The sequence below is a fragment of the Tritonibacter mobilis genome, from assembly GCF_001681715.1.
GTDB lineage: Bacteria > Pseudomonadota > Alphaproteobacteria > Rhodobacterales > Rhodobacteraceae > Epibacterium > Epibacterium mobile.
In genome coordinates this window covers 209,082-224,091 of the sequence record NZ_LNWY01000001.1, presented here as the reverse complement: position 1 = coordinate 224,091, position 15,010 = coordinate 209,082, and the positions used below count along the sequence as shown (strand labels likewise).

Genomic DNA, 15,010 nt, shown 5'->3' with positions numbered 1-15,010 from the left:
CATGCCGGATGCATATATCTGCGGCTACAGCCGCACCCCCATCGGTCGTTTTGGTGGCGCATTGTCCTCTGTGCGCGCCGATGATCTGGGCGCCCTGCCGATCAAGGCCCTGATGGCGGCGCATGACATTGACTGGTCAGCGGTCGAGGAGGTCTACTACGGCTGCGCCAACCAAGCGGGCGAGGATAACCGAAATGTGGCGCGCATGTCTGCACTTCTGGCGGGTCTGCCAGAGGAGGTGCCGGGCACCACGCTCAACCGTCTGTGTGGATCGGGCATGGATGCGGTGATCAATGCCGCCCGCGCGATCAAGGCGGGTGAAATTGATCTCGCCATCGCAGGCGGGGTCGAAAGCATGTCGCGCGCGCCTTTTGTGATGCCCAAGGCCGAAAGCGCCTTTTCCCGCGCCAATGCGGTCTATGACACCACCATCGGCTGGCGCTTCGTCAACCCGCTGATGAAGGCTGAATTCGGCATCGAGTCGATGCCCGAGACCGGCGAAAACGTGGCGGCAGAGTTTGGCATCAGCCGCGCGGATCAGGACGCATTCGCCCTGCGCTCGCAACAAAAGGCCGCAGCGGCGCAAAGCAGCGGTCGCCTCGCACAAGAGATCACCCCCGTCACCATTCCTCAGCGAAAAGGTGACCCTGTGGTGGTGGAGCACGATGAACACCCGCGCCAGACCACACTCGAAAAACTCGCCAAATTGCCAACCCCGTTTCGCGAGGGCGGCACCGTAACCGCAGGAAATGCCTCGGGGGTGAATGACGGGGCGGCGGCGCTGATCGTGGCCTCAGAGGCGGCGGTCAAGGCCCATGGGTTGACGCCCATCGCCCGTGTTCTGGGCGGTGCCACCGCAGGCGTGGCCCCGCGCATCATGGGGATTGGCCCGGTGCCTGCCTCTCAGAAACTGATGTCTCAGCTTGGGCTCTCGCAGGCGGATTTTGATGTGATCGAACTGAACGAAGCCTTTGCCAGCCAAGGGCTTGCCACGTTGCGCGGTCTTGGCATTGCGGATGACGATCCGCGCGTAAACCCCAATGGCGGTGCAATCGCGCTGGGGCATCCGCTGGGCATGTCCGGTGCGCGGATCACCGGCACGGCCGCGCTGCAATTGAGCCTCACCGGCGGCAAACGTGCCTTGGCCACCATGTGCGTTGGCGTCGGGCAGGGCATCGCAATCGCGCTCGAAGGGATCTGAGCCTGCGCCCCTGCGCCCGGCAGTCACGGGCGCAGGGGTGATCATATGGCGCGCGCCGTCAGGCCGCCGCCTCGCCGGGTTTCTTGCCGAGGATAATCATCGACAGAAGATCGTCATCGGTCACATCGTCGATGTCGACGGTGCCGACAAGCTGGCCGTTCTTCATGACAGAGGCCCGGTCGCAAAGCTCCATCACCGCATGCACATCATGGTCAATCAGGAAGATCCCGATGCCCTGCGCCTTCAGCTGCTGGATCAGTTCCGCCACCATCTGCGTTTCATGCGGACCCAGCGCCGCGGTGGGTTCGTCCATGATCAGGATCTTGGCGTTGAAATAGACCGCCCGCGCGATCGCCACCGATTGCCGTTGTCCGCCCGAGAGCGCCGAGACCGGCTCGTTGAACTTGCGAAAATTCGGATTCAGGCGCCCCATGATCTTACGGCACTCGGCCTCCATCGCGGCGTCGTTTACCAGCCCCGTCGCGGTGACGATCTCGCGCCCCAGAAACAGGTTCGAGGCCGCATCGAGATTATCCGCCAGCGCCAGCGTCTGATAGATCGTCTCGATATTGTGGCTGCGCGCATCGCGGGGGTTGGTGATCTCCACCTTGTTGCCGTTGATGCGGATCTCGCCCGAGTCCATCTTATAGGCACCTGACAGCACCTTGATGAGCGTCGATTTCCCGGCGCCATTATGGCCCAGCAGGCCCACGACCTCGCCGGGGTGCAGATCGACCGAGACGTCGTCCACCGCCTTGATGCCGCCAAAAGAGATGGAGATATTGTTCATCTCCACCATCGGAGTTGCGCCAGAGGCGCGCAGTTCCTTGGGAGTGGTCATTATTTGGCCCCCACACGCTTGCGATAGACGATGTCGATAAAGACGGCGGCGACGAGCACGGAGCCGACAACGATGTTCTGGAACGGCGCATCCACGCCCACCATGGCCATGCCGGACTGAAGGCTCTGCATGATCAGCGCGCCGAGGATCGCACCGTAAATGGTGCCAAATCCGCCAGAGAGCGCGGTGCCACCTATCACGGCTGCCGCGATCACCCGCAGCTCGTCCAATGTGCCGATGTCGTTGGAGTGGTTCGCCAGACGGGCCGAGGCCACCACCGCCGACAGCGCACAGAGAAAGCCCATGATGGCAAAGATCTTTACCGTCAGCAAACGGGTGTTGATGCCCGACAGCTCTGCTGCATCCGGGTTGCCGCCGGTGGCGAAGATGTAGCGCCCCAGACGGGTGCGGCGGGCCACAATCGTCATCACCACGGCCACCGCGATCAGGATCAGCACCGAAATGGGCAATCCATAGCCTTGGGTGAACCCTTCGGGCATCACTTCGCCGCGCGCCTCGAACATGCGCGCCAGACGACGCGAGGGGATCTCATAGGCGTTGAGGATTGCGACAAACCCGAGGATCGCGCCGGAGATAATCACCGCCAGCGCCCCTTCGGCCCAGAGTGGTTTTACCGGGAATTCATGCGCAAGCTTGGCGCGACGGCTGTTCCACAGGGTCAGCAAGGCCAGCGCCGTGGCCACCAGCCCCAAAATCCAACTGAGCGAGGTGCCGAGCGTGCCATTGGTGCCGCCAAACATCATAAAGGTGGAATCCAGTGGCCCAATGGTCTGCCCATCGGTCAGATACCACGCCACATTGCGCCACACGAGAAAACCGCCAAGCGTCACGATAAAGGCGGGGATCGTCAGATAGCCGACCATCCAGCCATGAAACGCGCCGATCAGCGTCCCCGTGACCAGCCCGACCACAATCGCAACGATCCATGTGATCGGATGGTTCAGGCCAAGGCCCAGAATATTGGGCACAAATTCGGTCTGGGTCATCGCCATCACCGCCGAGCAGGTCGCGAGCAATGCGCCCACGCTCAGGTCGATGTGGCGGGTGACGATCACAAATACCATGCCAGAGGCCATGATCGCCACGGAAACCGTCTGGATCGTCAGGTTAAAGATGTTGCGCGGGGTCAAAAAGCGCCCATCGGTCACCAGATTGAACCCGATACAGAGGATGATAAAGGCACCAATCATGCCCAATAGCCGCACGTCCAGCTCAAGCTGCTGGAAGAGGTTGCGCCTGTTTTGGGGGGTGATTGGCTGAGACGTGGTGTCGGTCATATCCGGCTCCAGTATTCAGCGAAGTATATCAGAGATAAGGGATGGATGGTCCGAAAACCTCCGGACCATCCAGATCTGTCAGATCAGTTGCACGGGGCCGGGCCGTTTTCCACGCCTTGGCACAGCGCCTCTTGGGTGATCCAGCCTGCGTCGACAACCGCTTCGAGGTTGTCCTGTGTCACCGGCATCGGTGCGAGGAACTTGGCCGTCATGGTGGTGCCTGCCGGAGAGGTCCAGGAGGTCGCGCCATCAATCTCTTCCATGGCGCTGCCACCGGCCAGTGCAACGGCGATTTCACCGGCTGCCGCGCCGAGGTCACGAGCGTCTTTCCACACCGAAACGGTCTGCGTGCCCTTGGCCACACGGTTCAGCGCGGCGTGGTCGCCGTCCTGACCGGAAACCGGGATACCGTCCATGCCTTGCGCCGTGAGAGCCGCCACAACGCCACCTGCGGTGCCATCGTTAGAGGCCACAACCGCGTCGACTGCGTTGTCGTTGGCGGTCAGGATCTGCTCCATGTTGCGCTGGGCGTTGGCGGGCAGCCAGCCATCGGTATAAGCCTCGCCGACGATTTTGATGTCACCGGAATCGACTGCCGCCTGAATGATCTCCTGCTGACCGCCACGCAGGAAGTCTGCGTTTGGATCGGTGGGCGAGCCTTTGATCATCACATAGTTGCCCTTGGGCATCGCCTCAAAGACGGCGCGCGCCTGCATACGGCCCACTTCGACGTTGTCGAAGGTCAGGTAAAAGGCGCGGCTGTCCTCGATCAGACGGTCATAGGCGACCACCGGAATGCCTTCATCGGCTGCGGCTTGCACAGCGGGGCCAATGGCTTGGGCGTCCTGCGCAAGGATGATCAGCGCGTCGACACCCTGTGCGATCAGGCTCTCAATGTCGGAAAGCTGCTTGGCAGAGGATGACTGCGCATCCGCAGAGATATACTCCGCACCCGCTTCTTCCAATGCGCCCACGATGGCCGCTTCGTCGGTTTTCCAGCGCTCTTCTTGGAAGTTCGACCAGCTCACGCCCACAGTCAGATCCGCGGCAAAGGCCGAGGATGCAGCAAAGGCACTCAGTGCGATAACGGAAAGTCCGTTCAAGAATTTCATGTTTTCCTCCCTTGGTGTGCGGACCGGTTCGGATGCTGGCCTGCACTGTGAATCATCTGTAGCAATATTTTTTTTGAGTTTCAAATTAAATCATGTATCCTGCGTCACAGGGAGAGATTGCCGGGACCTGCCCATGGTGTCATAACGGAGCGCCTTTGGCCGGGGATGGTAGTGGAGGAGCATTGATTTGGCACGATCAGGAAGGCTGTCGCCGGGCGGCGATCAGCGCGAGAGCGGACGTCAGCAGATATTGGATGTGATCCGTGCGGCCGAAAGCATCGCCCGCATCGACATCGCCAAGGCCACGGGCGTCAGCCCCGCCACGGTGACGGCGATCACTGCCGAGTTGCTGGCCGCTGGCCTGATCGAGGAAATCGCCCCCGAGGTGGCCCCCGGTGCCCGCCGCGGCCGCCCGCGCGTGGCGCTGCGCATCCGGGGCGGCGCACATCGGATTGCCGGTCTCAAGGTCTCGCACCACGTCATTTCGACCGTGATCACCGATTTTGTCGGTCAGGAACTGGCCAGCCACGAGATGCCTCTGGTGCAGGGCACAATGCCGGTGCCCGAATTATGTGCCCAGATCCGCCGCGCGCTGGAACTCACCTGCACACAGGGCGGCTTCAGCATTGAGGATCTCTCCGGGGTTGGCATCGGCATGGCCGGGATGATCGACGCCGAGCGCGGCTTTATCTATTGGTCGTCTTCGCTCGAAGAGCGCAACGTGGCGTTCTCTGCCGCCATCACCGCCGAGTTGCCCTGTCCGGTGTTCCTCGACAATGATGCCAACCTCGTGGCCAAGGCCGAGCATCTGTTTGGCGAGGGGCGCACCTGTGACAATTTCATTGTCATCACCATCGAACACGGCGTCGGGATGGGCATCGTGATCGACCGTCAGATCTATCGCGGCACCCGTGGGTGCGGCGCGGAATTTGGCCATACCAAGGTCCACCTCGAAGGGGCGCTGTGCCAATGCGGGCAGCGCGGCTGTCTGGAGGCTTACGTGGGTGACTATGCGCTGCTGCGCGAGGCCAATATCTCCAGCGGCAGCGACCGCCACAGGACCATCGCCTCACTGTTTCAATCGGCAGAGAATGGCGATGCGATGGCGAAGTCCATCCTCGACCGGGCCCGGCGCATGTTTGCCATGGGGCTGGCCAATGTGGTGAACATCTTTGACCCCAGCAAGATCATCCTCGCAGGTGCACGGCTGTCGTTTGACTATCTCTATTCCGACAAGCTGATTGAGGAGATGCGCCAATGGGTGGTGCAGGTGGATGCGCCACTCCCCGAGGTGATCGTGCATGATTGGGGCGATCTGATGTGGGCCAAGGGCGCGGCGGCCTACGCGCTCGAAGAGGTCACGGCCCGCACCGTTCGGGAGCTTGCCAATGCGGCGGCCTGATGCGCTCGCGCTGATCTTGGTCGCAACCGCCGCGCAGGCCGACCCGGTGGTGCCGCAGTTTACCCCGGTGCCGATGGCAGAACATATCTACGGCGGTGGCTGGGAGCATTACGTGGGCGGCGGGCTTGCGGTCTTTGACTGCAACGGTGACGCGCTGCCGGAACTCTTTGCTGCAGGTGGCGAAAACCCGGCGCAATTGTTCCTGAACACCACCGGCGCAGATGGCACCCTGTCCTTTGTGCCGGACACGCCCGAGGTGTTGGCAGTGACCGCCGTTACGGGGGCCTATCCGCTTGATATCGACGGCGACGGTACCCTCGATCTGGCGGTGATGCGCGCGGGGCCAGATTTGCTGTTGCAAGGGGAGGGGGCGTGTCAATTTGCACCCTTCACAGATCTCGGCTTTCAAAGCGGCGATCACTGGAGCACCGGCTTTTCCGCCACTTGGGAAGCTGGCAATACCTTACCGACGCTGGCCTTTGGCACCTATGTGGACCGTGCCGACCCTCAGGGGCCGTTTGGCACCTGTGACGACACGCTGCTGTATCGGCCCACGGATGCGCGCTACGGTGCGCCCGCGGCGCTCTCGCCCGGTTATTGCGCGCTTTCGGTGCTGTTCAGCGACTGGAACCGCAGGGGCCGCGCCGATCTGCGGCTGTCGAACGACCGTCACTATTATGTGCGCGGCGGGCAGGAACAGATGTGGGCGATGGAGGACACCCCGCGCCTTTATACCGAGGCCGAAGGCTGGAAACCCTATGCGCTCTGGGGCATGGGCATCGCCTCGCGTGATATCAACGGCGACGGGCTGGCGGATGTCTACCTGACCTCGATGGGGGATCAGAAATTCCAACTCCGCAATCCGGCGGTCCCCGGCCCGGTCTGGGAGGACGTCACTTATAGTTACGGCACCACCGCGCATCGGCCCTATGCGGGCGGTGATGGGCGGCCCTCGACCGGATGGCATGCCGCCTTTGGAGATGTGAACAACGACGGGCGCGACGATATCTTTGTGACCAAGGGCAATGTGGAGCAGATGCCCGATGCCGCGCAAAAAGACCCCAATAACCTGATGCTGCAACAAGGCGATGGCCGCTTTGTGGAGGTCGGCGCAGAAGCCGGGATCGCCAGCCTCGCGCGCGGGCGCGGTGGCGCCTTGGTTGATCTCAATCGCGACGGATTCCTCGATATGGCGGTGGTCAACCGCCGCGCGCCGCTAGAGGTCTGGCAGAACGCAGGCATGACCGGTGGCAACTGGCTGTTGCTGCGACTGCGGGGAGAGGGGGCAAACAGGGATGCAATCGGCGCTTTTGTCGAAGTGACCGCAGGGGATCGCACGCAGGTCCGCGAAGTCACAATTGGCGGAGGTCACGCAGGCGGCGACCTTGGCGATCTGCACTTTGGTCTCGGCACCGCTGAGACGGTCGATCTGCGGGTGATCTGGCCCGGCGGGCAGGTCGATGACTGGTCCGGGATCACGCCCGATCAGCGCCTCACGCTCACTCCCGGACAACATCCATCGCCCTGAGGCGAAAAATATTTCGCTGCGCGACGCTCTGTTAGTTATCTGATATTAAGTAACAATATCAAGCAACTCCGCCATCCACGCAGAGAAATGCGCTAAAAAATCGCGTCCTCGGGAATAAACCCAAGCGCCATGCGTCTTCGATACAGCAACAGCATCGAGGACCTGGACAATGAAACATCTCTCCACGACCGTACTAAAGGATTGCACCCGCATCAGCGCCTCCATCGACCGGGTGGTCGCGCCCACACCAGCCGGACGTCTGCGCGCCTTTGTGCTGCACCCCACCCATGATGCGGGCCGCGCGCCGCTGGTGGTGCTGCATGGTATTTCCCGCAACGCCAAGGAACTGGCCCGGCTCTTTGCCCCCGAGGCCGCGCGTACAGGCCGCAGGATTGTGGTGCCGCATTTCACGCCAAACCGCTGGCCGCATTTCCAGCGCCCCTGCCGCGCCGCCCGCCCGGATGTGGCCTTGGCGGGGCTGATGGACTTCCTCGCCACTCAGGATGCAGCCTTTGCGCGTCCGGCACAGATCTTTGGCCACTCCGGCGGTGCTCAACTCGCGCATCGTTTTGCCATGCTCTACCCCAACCGCGTCGCGCGGCTCAGCCTTGTTGCGGCGGGGTGGTACTGTCTGCCCGATGACCGCATGGCCTATCCCTATGGTCTGGATGATAAAAATGATCGCCAACTGGCGCTCTGGGTGCGCCGTCACCGGGCGGGGCTTGCGCGGTTCCTGTCGATCCCGACCGAGATCCTCGTCGGCGACAGTGACACCGACCGCGATGAAAGCCTGCGCCAGACCTCCGACCTTGATGTGGTGCAGGGCACAACCCGTGTGGCCCGCGCCGCCACCTATGCCGAGGCACTGCGCACCGCTGCATCCCAAGCTGGCGTCAGCGCCGATGTCACCCTGACAGCGCTTCCCGGCGTGCAGCATGATGTGGCGCAGGCGATCCGCGTCGCAGGGCTTGCCCGGCATGTGGCGGGGCCGGATCTGTTCCCCTTTTCCCAAGCCGTCTGACCTTTCCCACAATCTGATTTCCTCGGAGACCTCACATGACCCGTTTTGACCTTTCGCAACTGACCGATGCCAAATGGACCTTTTCGACCCGCCGCGTCGACCGCGCGGTGGTGGCCGCTGGCGATACCGCCTTTGATCAGGCTCGCCCCGGCGATCTGATCCTCGCCCATGTGGCGGAGCTTGGCCAACACAAGCGCGTGCAACTGACCTCCGGGCGGCCCTCGTTCATCTATCCCGGGGATGCGGTGGTGCTGGCCTGTGGCGCGCGCTACGCGCCCGATCAGTTCGAAGGCATCGCCGAGATCGACGCCAACGGCGCGGATCTGCTTGCCGGTGGCGGCTGTATCGGGCGTATGGTGGCGCGCAACAGCCGGGTGCGGGCCGCAACACGGCTGATCCCGGCGGCGCGGCTGCTGGATGACGCTGGCCAACCCGTGAACCTTGAGCGGTTCGCCCTGCAAAACACCACGCGCGCGCAGGACATCCCGGTGATCGCCGTCCTTGGCACCGCCATGAACTCCGGCAAAACACTGGCCACCGCGCAATTGGCGCTGGGTCTGCGGCGGGCGGGCTACCGTGTCGCGGCGCTCAAAGGGACCGGCACCGGTGCTTTTGGCGACTATAATGAATATGCCGATACCGGCGCGCATCTGGTGGCCGATTTCACCGATGCGGGTATGGTCACCACCTTTCACGAACCGCTTGCCCGTGTGAAACAGGGGATGGATCGCCTGTTGCACCATGCCGCCGAAAACCGCTGCGACATCGCGGTGATGGAGATCGCGGACGGGCTTTTCCAGCGCGAGACCGCACAGATCATCGCGGACCCGGCGTTTCAGGCGCGTATCTCCGGGCTGCTTTTTGCTTGCGGCGATGCGGTGGCGGCTGCGGGTGGCGTGGCAGAGCTTGCACGTCACGGGCTGCGCCCCGATGCGCTCACCGGGATTGTCAGCTGCTCGCCCATGGCGGTGGCCGAGGCTGAGGCCGCAACCGGTGTCACCGTCCTGCGCAAAGAGGATCTGGCCGATCCCGCAGAGGCCAACACCTTTGCCCTGCGCGCCTTGCCCGATCTGCGCCACAGCGCATGACCCCGGTGCCGCCCCTCCTGACCCCGGCCCGCAAACGCGGGCTGGCGCTGGTCAGCTTTCTGGTGCTGTTGCAAGGCGGGGCCATGGGGCTGGCTGCTTTTGCCACCCGCGCATTGTTTGACGCGATGCATCAGGAAACGGCGCTGCCTGCGCTGATGCTTGCGGCGCTGGTGCTCTCTGGTGTGGCCACCGCGACTGTGCGGGTGCTGGCGCGGCGCGCGGGCGAGCGGCTCGGTCAGGACTATGCCCGCAGCCTGCGCCGGGCCTTGTTTGACCACGCCGCCCGCATGCCAGCCCGCGCGGTGGCCACCCGGCGCACCGGCTATATGTCGCTGCGCTTTGTGGGGGATATGACCGCCTTTCGCAATTGGCTGGCGCTGGGCCTGCCGCGCCTGATCGCAGCCCTTGTGATGGTGCCCTGTGCCCTGATTGCGCTGGCGCTGATGGCCCCGCTGCTGGCGCTGGTGGTGCTGCCGATCCTGAGTTTTGGGATCGCGGTGATCCTGCTGGCGGGCTGGAAACTCCTGCCGCTGCATCAGGACCTGCGCCAGCGCCGCGCCAGCATCGCCGCCGATATGGCCGAACGAATGCCACTGGCCCCGCATCTCGATATGTTGGGGCGACGACGGCGCGAGGCACGGCAAATGAACCGGCAGCTCTCGGCGATGATCGAGGTCGCCCTGCGCCGCATCACATGGGCCGAAGCGCTGAAGGCCGTGCCTGATCTGATGGCAGGTGCTGCGGCCGCGGTGGTGATCGTTGCAGGCTTTCGCAGCGGCATCAGCCCCGGCACCATCGCGGGGGCGCTGGCCGCGCTGGGCCTTTTGTTGCAGCCGATGCGCGACCTTGGCAGCCTGTGGAACCTGCGCGCCGCCCACCGCGCTGCGCAACAAAAACTCAGCGCCGCGCTCAGCCGCGCGCAACGCCCCACGCCCGCCGCCCGCCGCGCCCTTCCCAAAGGCGCGCTCACGGTCGCGCTTCATCAGGTAGCCCTGCCCAGCGGGCAGCAGATCACCTGCAGGCTGGAGGCAGCGACGCGGCGGGTGCTGGACCTAGAACCGATTGATTTTGCGTCACTTTGCGATGTGATCCAACGGCTGGACGAGGCGCCTTCTGGCGAGGTGATGCTGGGGGAGCGCCCCTTGCAAGACCTCTCCGCCGGGAGCCTGCGCCGCCGCATTGGGCGTATCGACGGGGCTGCTGTGATCTTGCAAGGCTCTCTGCGCCGGGTGCTGACATTGGGGCTGGAAGAACGCCCCAGCGATGCACGCCTGCTGCGGCTGGTCGAACGCTGTCACCTCAGCCCGTTGCTGGATCGTCTGGGCGGTCTGGATGGGCGCATCAGCGAGGGCGGACGTATGCTGTCATTGAGCGAACGGGTGCTGATCTCATGGGCGCGGGTCAGGCTGCGCAAACCGGGCCTGCTGCTGATCGGGCCAGAGGTGCGTATGCTGGACGATCAGACCCGCGCGCGCCTCATGCGGTATGTGCAAAAGCGTGAGGCCACCGTGATCTCTGCCACAGCTCTGCCGTTTGAGCGCAAAACCAACGATATGAGTGAAGTGAGGGCAGGGGGGTAATCCCCTGCCTTAGTTGCGCGTCAGCGCCGCAAGGGCTGCACGCTCTTCTTCAGGGGACAGGACCGACCCCGCCTCTGACTGCATGTAATAAAGGTCCAGCAGCTCTGGTGCAGAGGCAGGCGCGTAGCCCTCGGCCCCACCAAGCGCCACCACCAGCTGCGGCACCCATGCGCCTTGATCGCGACAGGCGACCGTCAGCTGACCCGTCGCATTCTGGCCGATTTGTTCATATTCGCGACACAGCGCCCCGTCAGAGCTGTTGAAGCTCGCCACCATGCGCAGCTCTGTGCCATCCGCAAGCGTTGTCACCTCGCCCGAGGGCAGGCTGTCGAGTGCGGCAAAGACCGGGTCCACGCTGCCACTGGGGCCTGTGCCCTTGCCCGCCAACAACCCCGCGCCAAGGCCGACGGCCAACGCAACAGTTGCTGCCAGCGCCCCGGTCCAGAGCGGCACGCGCCGCTGAGGAAAGGCCACCACATTGCCCGCAGGCACTGGATCCGCCGCAACCATCGCAGGCGCATCCGCCGCAGCAGAGCTGACACGCGCCCGCAGCGCCTGTTCGAGCCCGGCGGGCATGGCTGCTGACGTGTCTGCGTGTTTCAGGCCCTGCAGGGCGGCGGCACTGGCAGAAAACACCTGCACGCGCGCCGCCAGATCTGCATCCTCAGACAACCGTGCCTCAAGCGCTGCCGCCTCGTCAGCGGGCAGTTCGCCATCGGCATATGCCATCAATACCTCGTCTGGGATGTGGTCCTGATTCATGTCGTTCTCCTAAGGTCATGACGCATACGGCCCTGACGTCAGTTTATTCCCAGTTTTTCCGAAAGCGCTTTGCGGGCGCGGGACAGGCGGCTCATGACGGTGCCTTTGGGGATATCGAGGATCTCGGCGGTCTCGGCGTATGAGAGTTCCTGATAGCAGACCAGCAGCAGGATTTCGCGCTGATCCTCCGGCAATGTGGCCATGGCCCGTTCGGTGGCATCCAGCATCAAGGCCTGTTCGGTCACGCGCGCGCCATCCACCACGGCGGCATCGGGGGTGTCGTAGACATCCAGCTCCACCCCGCGGGTTTTGCTGCGGCGTGTCATGTCGATCCATGCATTGCGCAGGATACGGATCAGCCACGGCTCCAACCGCAGGGTCGGATCATAGGTTTCGCGCGTCGCAAGTGCCCGCTCCACTGCGATCTGCACCAGATCCTCGGCCAGATCGCCCTTGCGCGACAGGCGCAATGCAAAACGGTAGAGATTTGGCAAAAGCGCGATCAGTGCGGACTCAAATTCGGGTTCGGACAACGGGGGCTCTGCTGGGCTTGCGGAAAATTTCTTCTTATATGACACGGAATAACTGTGGTCGCCATGCGTATTCAGAGCGTCGGCAAGAAAGGACAAATCAGGATGCGTCATATTTGGATTTTGATATTTGCAGCTTTGATATTGGTCGGCCCGGCACTGGTGCCGCTTTTCGATCCTGAGGTCGGCATTGCACGCGCGGACGATGATGATGGCGGGGATGACGGCGGAGATGACGGGGGTGACGACGGTGGTGATGATGGGGACGACGACGGCGATGATGATGACGATGATGATCGTGACAGCCCCCGGCGCAGCGAACGTGATGCGCGGCCCCGCACGGGCGAGCAGGGCGGAGGCTTTCTGCGCCGTCTGTTCCCACGGCGCGAGGCAGCCGCCCCTCGCCGTCGCGCAGCCCCGCCACCCCCGGTTGCGGTGCCGGATGAAATCGTCGTGCTGTCGCTCGCGGGAGAGGATCTTGCCGCACTAGAGGCGCAGGGCTTTGCGCTGATCGAGACGCGCACGCTCAACACGCTTCAGACCACCGCGCATCGGCTGCGCATTCCAGAGGCGACCTCGCTCAACGCGGCGCGGGATCTGGTGCGCGCGCGCCCCAGCGCTGCGGGCGCAGACCTTAACCACTATTACCGCAGCGAGCAGGGATTTGATCCGGATTGCAACGGCTTGGAATGTCCGATCCGTGCCTCCTTCGGCTGGCCTATTCCGGATGCGCGCGCCATGTCCTGTGGTGAAGGCGTGCGCATCGGGCTGGTGGATACCGGCCTCAACCCCGATCACGAGACCTTTGAGGGGGCCGCCCTTCGGGTGCTCGATTTCAAACCTTTGGGGGACACGGCCTCACGCGCGCTTCATGGCACTGCGGTGGCGGCGCTTTTGGTGGGCAACCCCGGCACCCGCTCGCCCGGCCTGCTGCCGCAGGCGGAAGTGGTGGCGATTGACCCGTTTCACCGTGCGGGCGGTGATGAGCGCGCCGATGTGTTCTCTTTGATGGATGCCATCGACCGCATTGCGCAGGAAGACATCGATGTGATGAACCTGAGCCTTGCCGGACCACCCAACGCCGCACTTGCGGCATTGCTGGGCGACTTGATCGACAGCCGCAATCTGGTGGTGGTCGCCGCCGCTGGCAACGCCGGTCCGCAGTCTGATCCCCTGTACCCTTCTGCCATCCCGGAGGTGATCGCGGTGACGGCGGTGGACCGGGACCGCAATGTCTACAGACGCGCCGTGCAGGGACCGCACATCGACCTCGCGGCACCCGGCGTTGCGGTCTGGACGGCGGCCTCGGTGCGCGGCGCGAAGTGGAAGACCGGAACCTCTTTTGCGGTGCCCTTTGTGAGCGCGGCGGCAGCGCTCTTGCGCCGGGACGCGCCCGAGATGACCCCGCCCGAGATTGCCGCGCGGCTCAAGGCGAAGGCCACCGATCTGGGGGAGGTGGGCGAGGACAGCGTCTTTGGCTCCGGCCTCAGCCCGGTGATCAACCCGCTGTGTCAGGTGCAGCCGGGCGGGGCGGGCTAGGGCGCAGGCGCTGAGACTTCAGGGCCAGAGCGACCACGCATAAGCACCGTAGCCTGCCAGCAAGAGCGCGCCCTCGCGGCGTCCGATGCGCAACCCTGTTGCGGCAAAGAACACAAACAGTGCAGAGACCGCGACCATCAGCGGCGCGTCAAAGCCTAAGATCTCGGGCGGCAGATCCGAGGGCGCAATCAGCGCGGTGGTGCCGCCGATCCCGAGGATGTTGTAGATGTTGGAACCCACCACATTGCCAAAGGCCACATCCCCCTGACGTTTGAGCGCCGCAATCACGGATGTGACCAGTTCCGGCATGGAGGTTCCGACGGCCACAATGGTCAGCCCGATCACGGTTTCCGAGACGTCAAAGCCGCGCGCAAGGGCCACAGCGCCATTGACCAATGTGGCGCCGCCCACCACCACCAGAACCAATCCGAGCAGCGCAATCAGCAGCGACACAACGAGTGACCGGCCCACAGGTGCGGCCGAAGGGGCAAGGTTTGGGTCCGCCTCCGAGAGGGCCTGTCCCTTGTCATGAAACGCGCCATGCGCGGTGCTGTGGCGTTCCTGCCGGATTACAAAACCGATGTAGCCCAGCAGTGCGGCCACCATCGCAAACCCCACCAGCCGTCCCATCGGAACCACCGCAGCGACCGCGGCAAAGGCCGCCGCAACCCCCAGCATCACCGCCGCATCACGCCGCAGCGCAGAGCGTGCGACTAGGATCGGGCACAAGAGCGCCGAAACACCCGCGATCAGCAGGATATTGGCAATGTTTGAGCCAACTATATTGCCATAGGCGATCCCCGGCGCGCCACTCAGGCCCGCCTGCACAGATGTGACCAGTTCCGGCATCGATGTGCCAAAGCCCACCAATGTAAGGCCGATCACCAGCGGCGAGACACCCAACCTTGTGGCGGCCTGAACTGCCCCGCGCACCAAGAGCTCCCCGCCTGCCATCAACAGCACAAGGCCCATCACGAGCAACAGCCCGGTTTCCCACATGATTATCACTCCGACCGCGTCTCGCGCGGCATGTTTCAATCCGCTTCAATTGGCCCGCAGCGGGTGCGCTTTCAAGAGGGCGTCGCTGCGATTTTTCACCCTGTGATCA

The 15,010-nt window shown here is 63.7% G+C and carries 13 protein-coding genes; 7 read left to right on the top strand and 6 right to left on the bottom strand.

The annotated features are described in order from the left end of the window. Position 1: 1 nt before the first annotated feature. Positions 2–1,201: a 3-oxoadipyl-CoA thiolase gene (gene pcaF / locus UB90_RS01065; RefSeq protein ID WP_065324649.1), complete on the top strand. Its 1,200-nt coding sequence runs from the start codon at positions 2–4 to the stop codon at positions 1,199–1,201. A 58-nt stretch (positions 1,202–1,259) separates the two neighbouring features. On the opposite strand, the gene UB90_RS01060 is transcribed toward pcaF, so the two are convergent. From UB90_RS01060 to xylF, 3 genes are all read right to left on the bottom strand, one after another. After that, positions 1,260–2,042 carry an ATP-binding cassette domain-containing protein gene (locus UB90_RS01060; RefSeq protein WP_005649154.1) on the bottom strand — a complete coding sequence of 261 codons (783 nt, stop codon included), beginning with the start codon at positions 2,040–2,042 and terminating at the stop codon, positions 1,260–1,262. Continuing rightward, entirely contained in the window at positions 2,042–3,340 is a 1,299-nt protein-coding gene (locus tag UB90_RS01055) for a sugar ABC transporter permease (protein ID WP_065324648.1), read from the bottom strand. Before UB90_RS01055 ends, UB90_RS01060 begins: the two co-directional genes overlap by 1 nt. A gap of 83 nt (positions 3,341–3,423) precedes the next feature. Next, the gene (gene xylF / locus UB90_RS01050) at positions 3,424–4,452 is read right to left on the bottom strand and encodes a D-xylose ABC transporter substrate-binding protein (protein WP_009175816.1); all 1,029 of its coding nucleotides are present in this window, start codon (positions 4,450–4,452) and stop codon (positions 3,424–3,426) included. A 187-nt stretch (positions 4,453–4,639) separates the two neighbouring features. Between xylF and UB90_RS01045 the strand changes: the two genes are divergently transcribed. From UB90_RS01045 to UB90_RS01025, 5 genes are all read left to right on the top strand, one after another. Further along, positions 4,640–5,854 (top strand): ROK family transcriptional regulator, encoded by a 1,215-nt coding sequence (locus UB90_RS01045; RefSeq protein WP_065324647.1) that lies wholly within the window; start codon positions 4,640–4,642, stop codon positions 5,852–5,854. Beyond that, positions 5,841–7,382 carry a CRTAC1 family protein gene (locus tag UB90_RS01040; RefSeq protein ID WP_065324646.1) on the top strand — a complete coding sequence of 514 codons (1,542 nt, stop codon included), beginning with the start codon at positions 5,841–5,843 and terminating at the stop codon, positions 7,380–7,382. Before UB90_RS01045 ends, UB90_RS01040 begins: the two co-directional genes overlap by 14 nt. A 169-nt stretch (positions 7,383–7,551) precedes the next feature. Beyond that, on the top strand, positions 7,552–8,403 hold the full coding sequence (locus UB90_RS01035; protein ID WP_065324645.1) for an alpha/beta fold hydrolase: 852 nt from the start codon (positions 7,552–7,554) through the stop codon (positions 8,401–8,403). Between the two features lie 35 nt (positions 8,404–8,438). Beyond that, positions 8,439–9,491 carry a P-loop NTPase family protein gene (locus UB90_RS01030; RefSeq protein ID WP_065324644.1) on the top strand — a complete coding sequence of 351 codons (1,053 nt, stop codon included), beginning with the start codon at positions 8,439–8,441 and terminating at the stop codon, positions 9,489–9,491. Next, entirely contained in the window at positions 9,488–11,071 is a 1,584-nt protein-coding gene (locus UB90_RS01025) for an ABC transporter transmembrane domain-containing protein (RefSeq protein ID WP_065324643.1), read from the top strand. The genes UB90_RS01030 and UB90_RS01025 overlap by 4 nt, the downstream gene beginning before the upstream one ends. 9 nt (positions 11,072–11,080) lie before the next feature. Here the strand turns inward: UB90_RS01025 and UB90_RS01020 are convergent, their stop codons facing one another. Then, complete coding sequence (locus UB90_RS01020; RefSeq protein ID WP_065324642.1) at positions 11,081–11,833, bottom strand: anti-sigma factor; 753 nt, start codon at positions 11,831–11,833, stop codon at positions 11,081–11,083. Between the two features lie 38 nt (positions 11,834–11,871). Further along, positions 11,872–12,366: an RNA polymerase sigma factor gene (locus tag UB90_RS01015; RefSeq protein WP_009176060.1), complete on the bottom strand. Its 495-nt coding sequence runs from the start codon at positions 12,364–12,366 to the stop codon at positions 11,872–11,874. A gap of 102 nt (positions 12,367–12,468) precedes the next feature. Between UB90_RS01015 and UB90_RS01010 the strand changes: the two genes are divergently transcribed. Then, the gene (locus UB90_RS01010) at positions 12,469–13,902 is read left to right on the top strand and encodes a S8 family serine peptidase (RefSeq protein ID WP_065331863.1); all 1,434 of its coding nucleotides are present in this window, start codon (positions 12,469–12,471) and stop codon (positions 13,900–13,902) included. Positions 13,903–13,920: 18 nt separating this feature from the next. On the opposite strand, the gene UB90_RS01005 is transcribed toward UB90_RS01010, so the two are convergent. Further along, a complete protein-coding gene (locus UB90_RS01005) occupies positions 13,921–14,901 on the bottom strand; it encodes a calcium/sodium antiporter (protein ID WP_065324640.1) in 981 nt (326 codons plus the stop codon). Positions 14,902–15,010: the final 109 nt, after the last annotated feature.

Excerpts from the sequence above, each read along its gene's own strand:
- pcaF (WP_065324649.1), top strand. The coding sequence starts at position 2 with ATGCCGGATGCATATATCTGCGGCTACAGCCGCACCCCCATCGGTCGT.
- UB90_RS01060 (WP_005649154.1), bottom strand. The coding sequence starts at position 2,042 with ATGACCACTCCCAAGGAACTGCGCGCCTCTGGCGCAACTCCGATGGTG.
- UB90_RS01055 (WP_065324648.1), bottom strand. The coding sequence starts at position 3,340 with ATGACCGACACCACGTCTCAGCCAATCACCCCCCAAAACAGGCGCAAC.
- xylF (WP_009175816.1), bottom strand. The coding sequence starts at position 4,452 with ATGAAATTCTTGAACGGACTTTCCGTTATCGCACTGAGTGCCTTTGCT.
- UB90_RS01040 (WP_065324646.1), top strand. The coding sequence starts at position 5,841 with ATGCGGCGGCCTGATGCGCTCGCGCTGATCTTGGTCGCAACCGCCGCG.
- UB90_RS01035 (WP_065324645.1), top strand. The coding sequence starts at position 7,552 with ATGAAACATCTCTCCACGACCGTACTAAAGGATTGCACCCGCATCAGC.
- UB90_RS01030 (WP_065324644.1), top strand. The coding sequence starts at position 8,439 with ATGACCCGTTTTGACCTTTCGCAACTGACCGATGCCAAATGGACCTTT.
- UB90_RS01025 (WP_065324643.1), top strand. The coding sequence starts at position 9,488 with ATGACCCCGGTGCCGCCCCTCCTGACCCCGGCCCGCAAACGCGGGCTG.
- UB90_RS01020 (WP_065324642.1), bottom strand. The coding sequence starts at position 11,833 with ATGAATCAGGACCACATCCCAGACGAGGTATTGATGGCATATGCCGAT.
- UB90_RS01010 (WP_065331863.1), top strand. The coding sequence starts at position 12,469 with ATGCGTCATATTTGGATTTTGATATTTGCAGCTTTGATATTGGTCGGC.
- UB90_RS01005 (WP_065324640.1), bottom strand. The coding sequence starts at position 14,901 with ATGTGGGAAACCGGGCTGTTGCTCGTGATGGGCCTTGTGCTGTTGATG.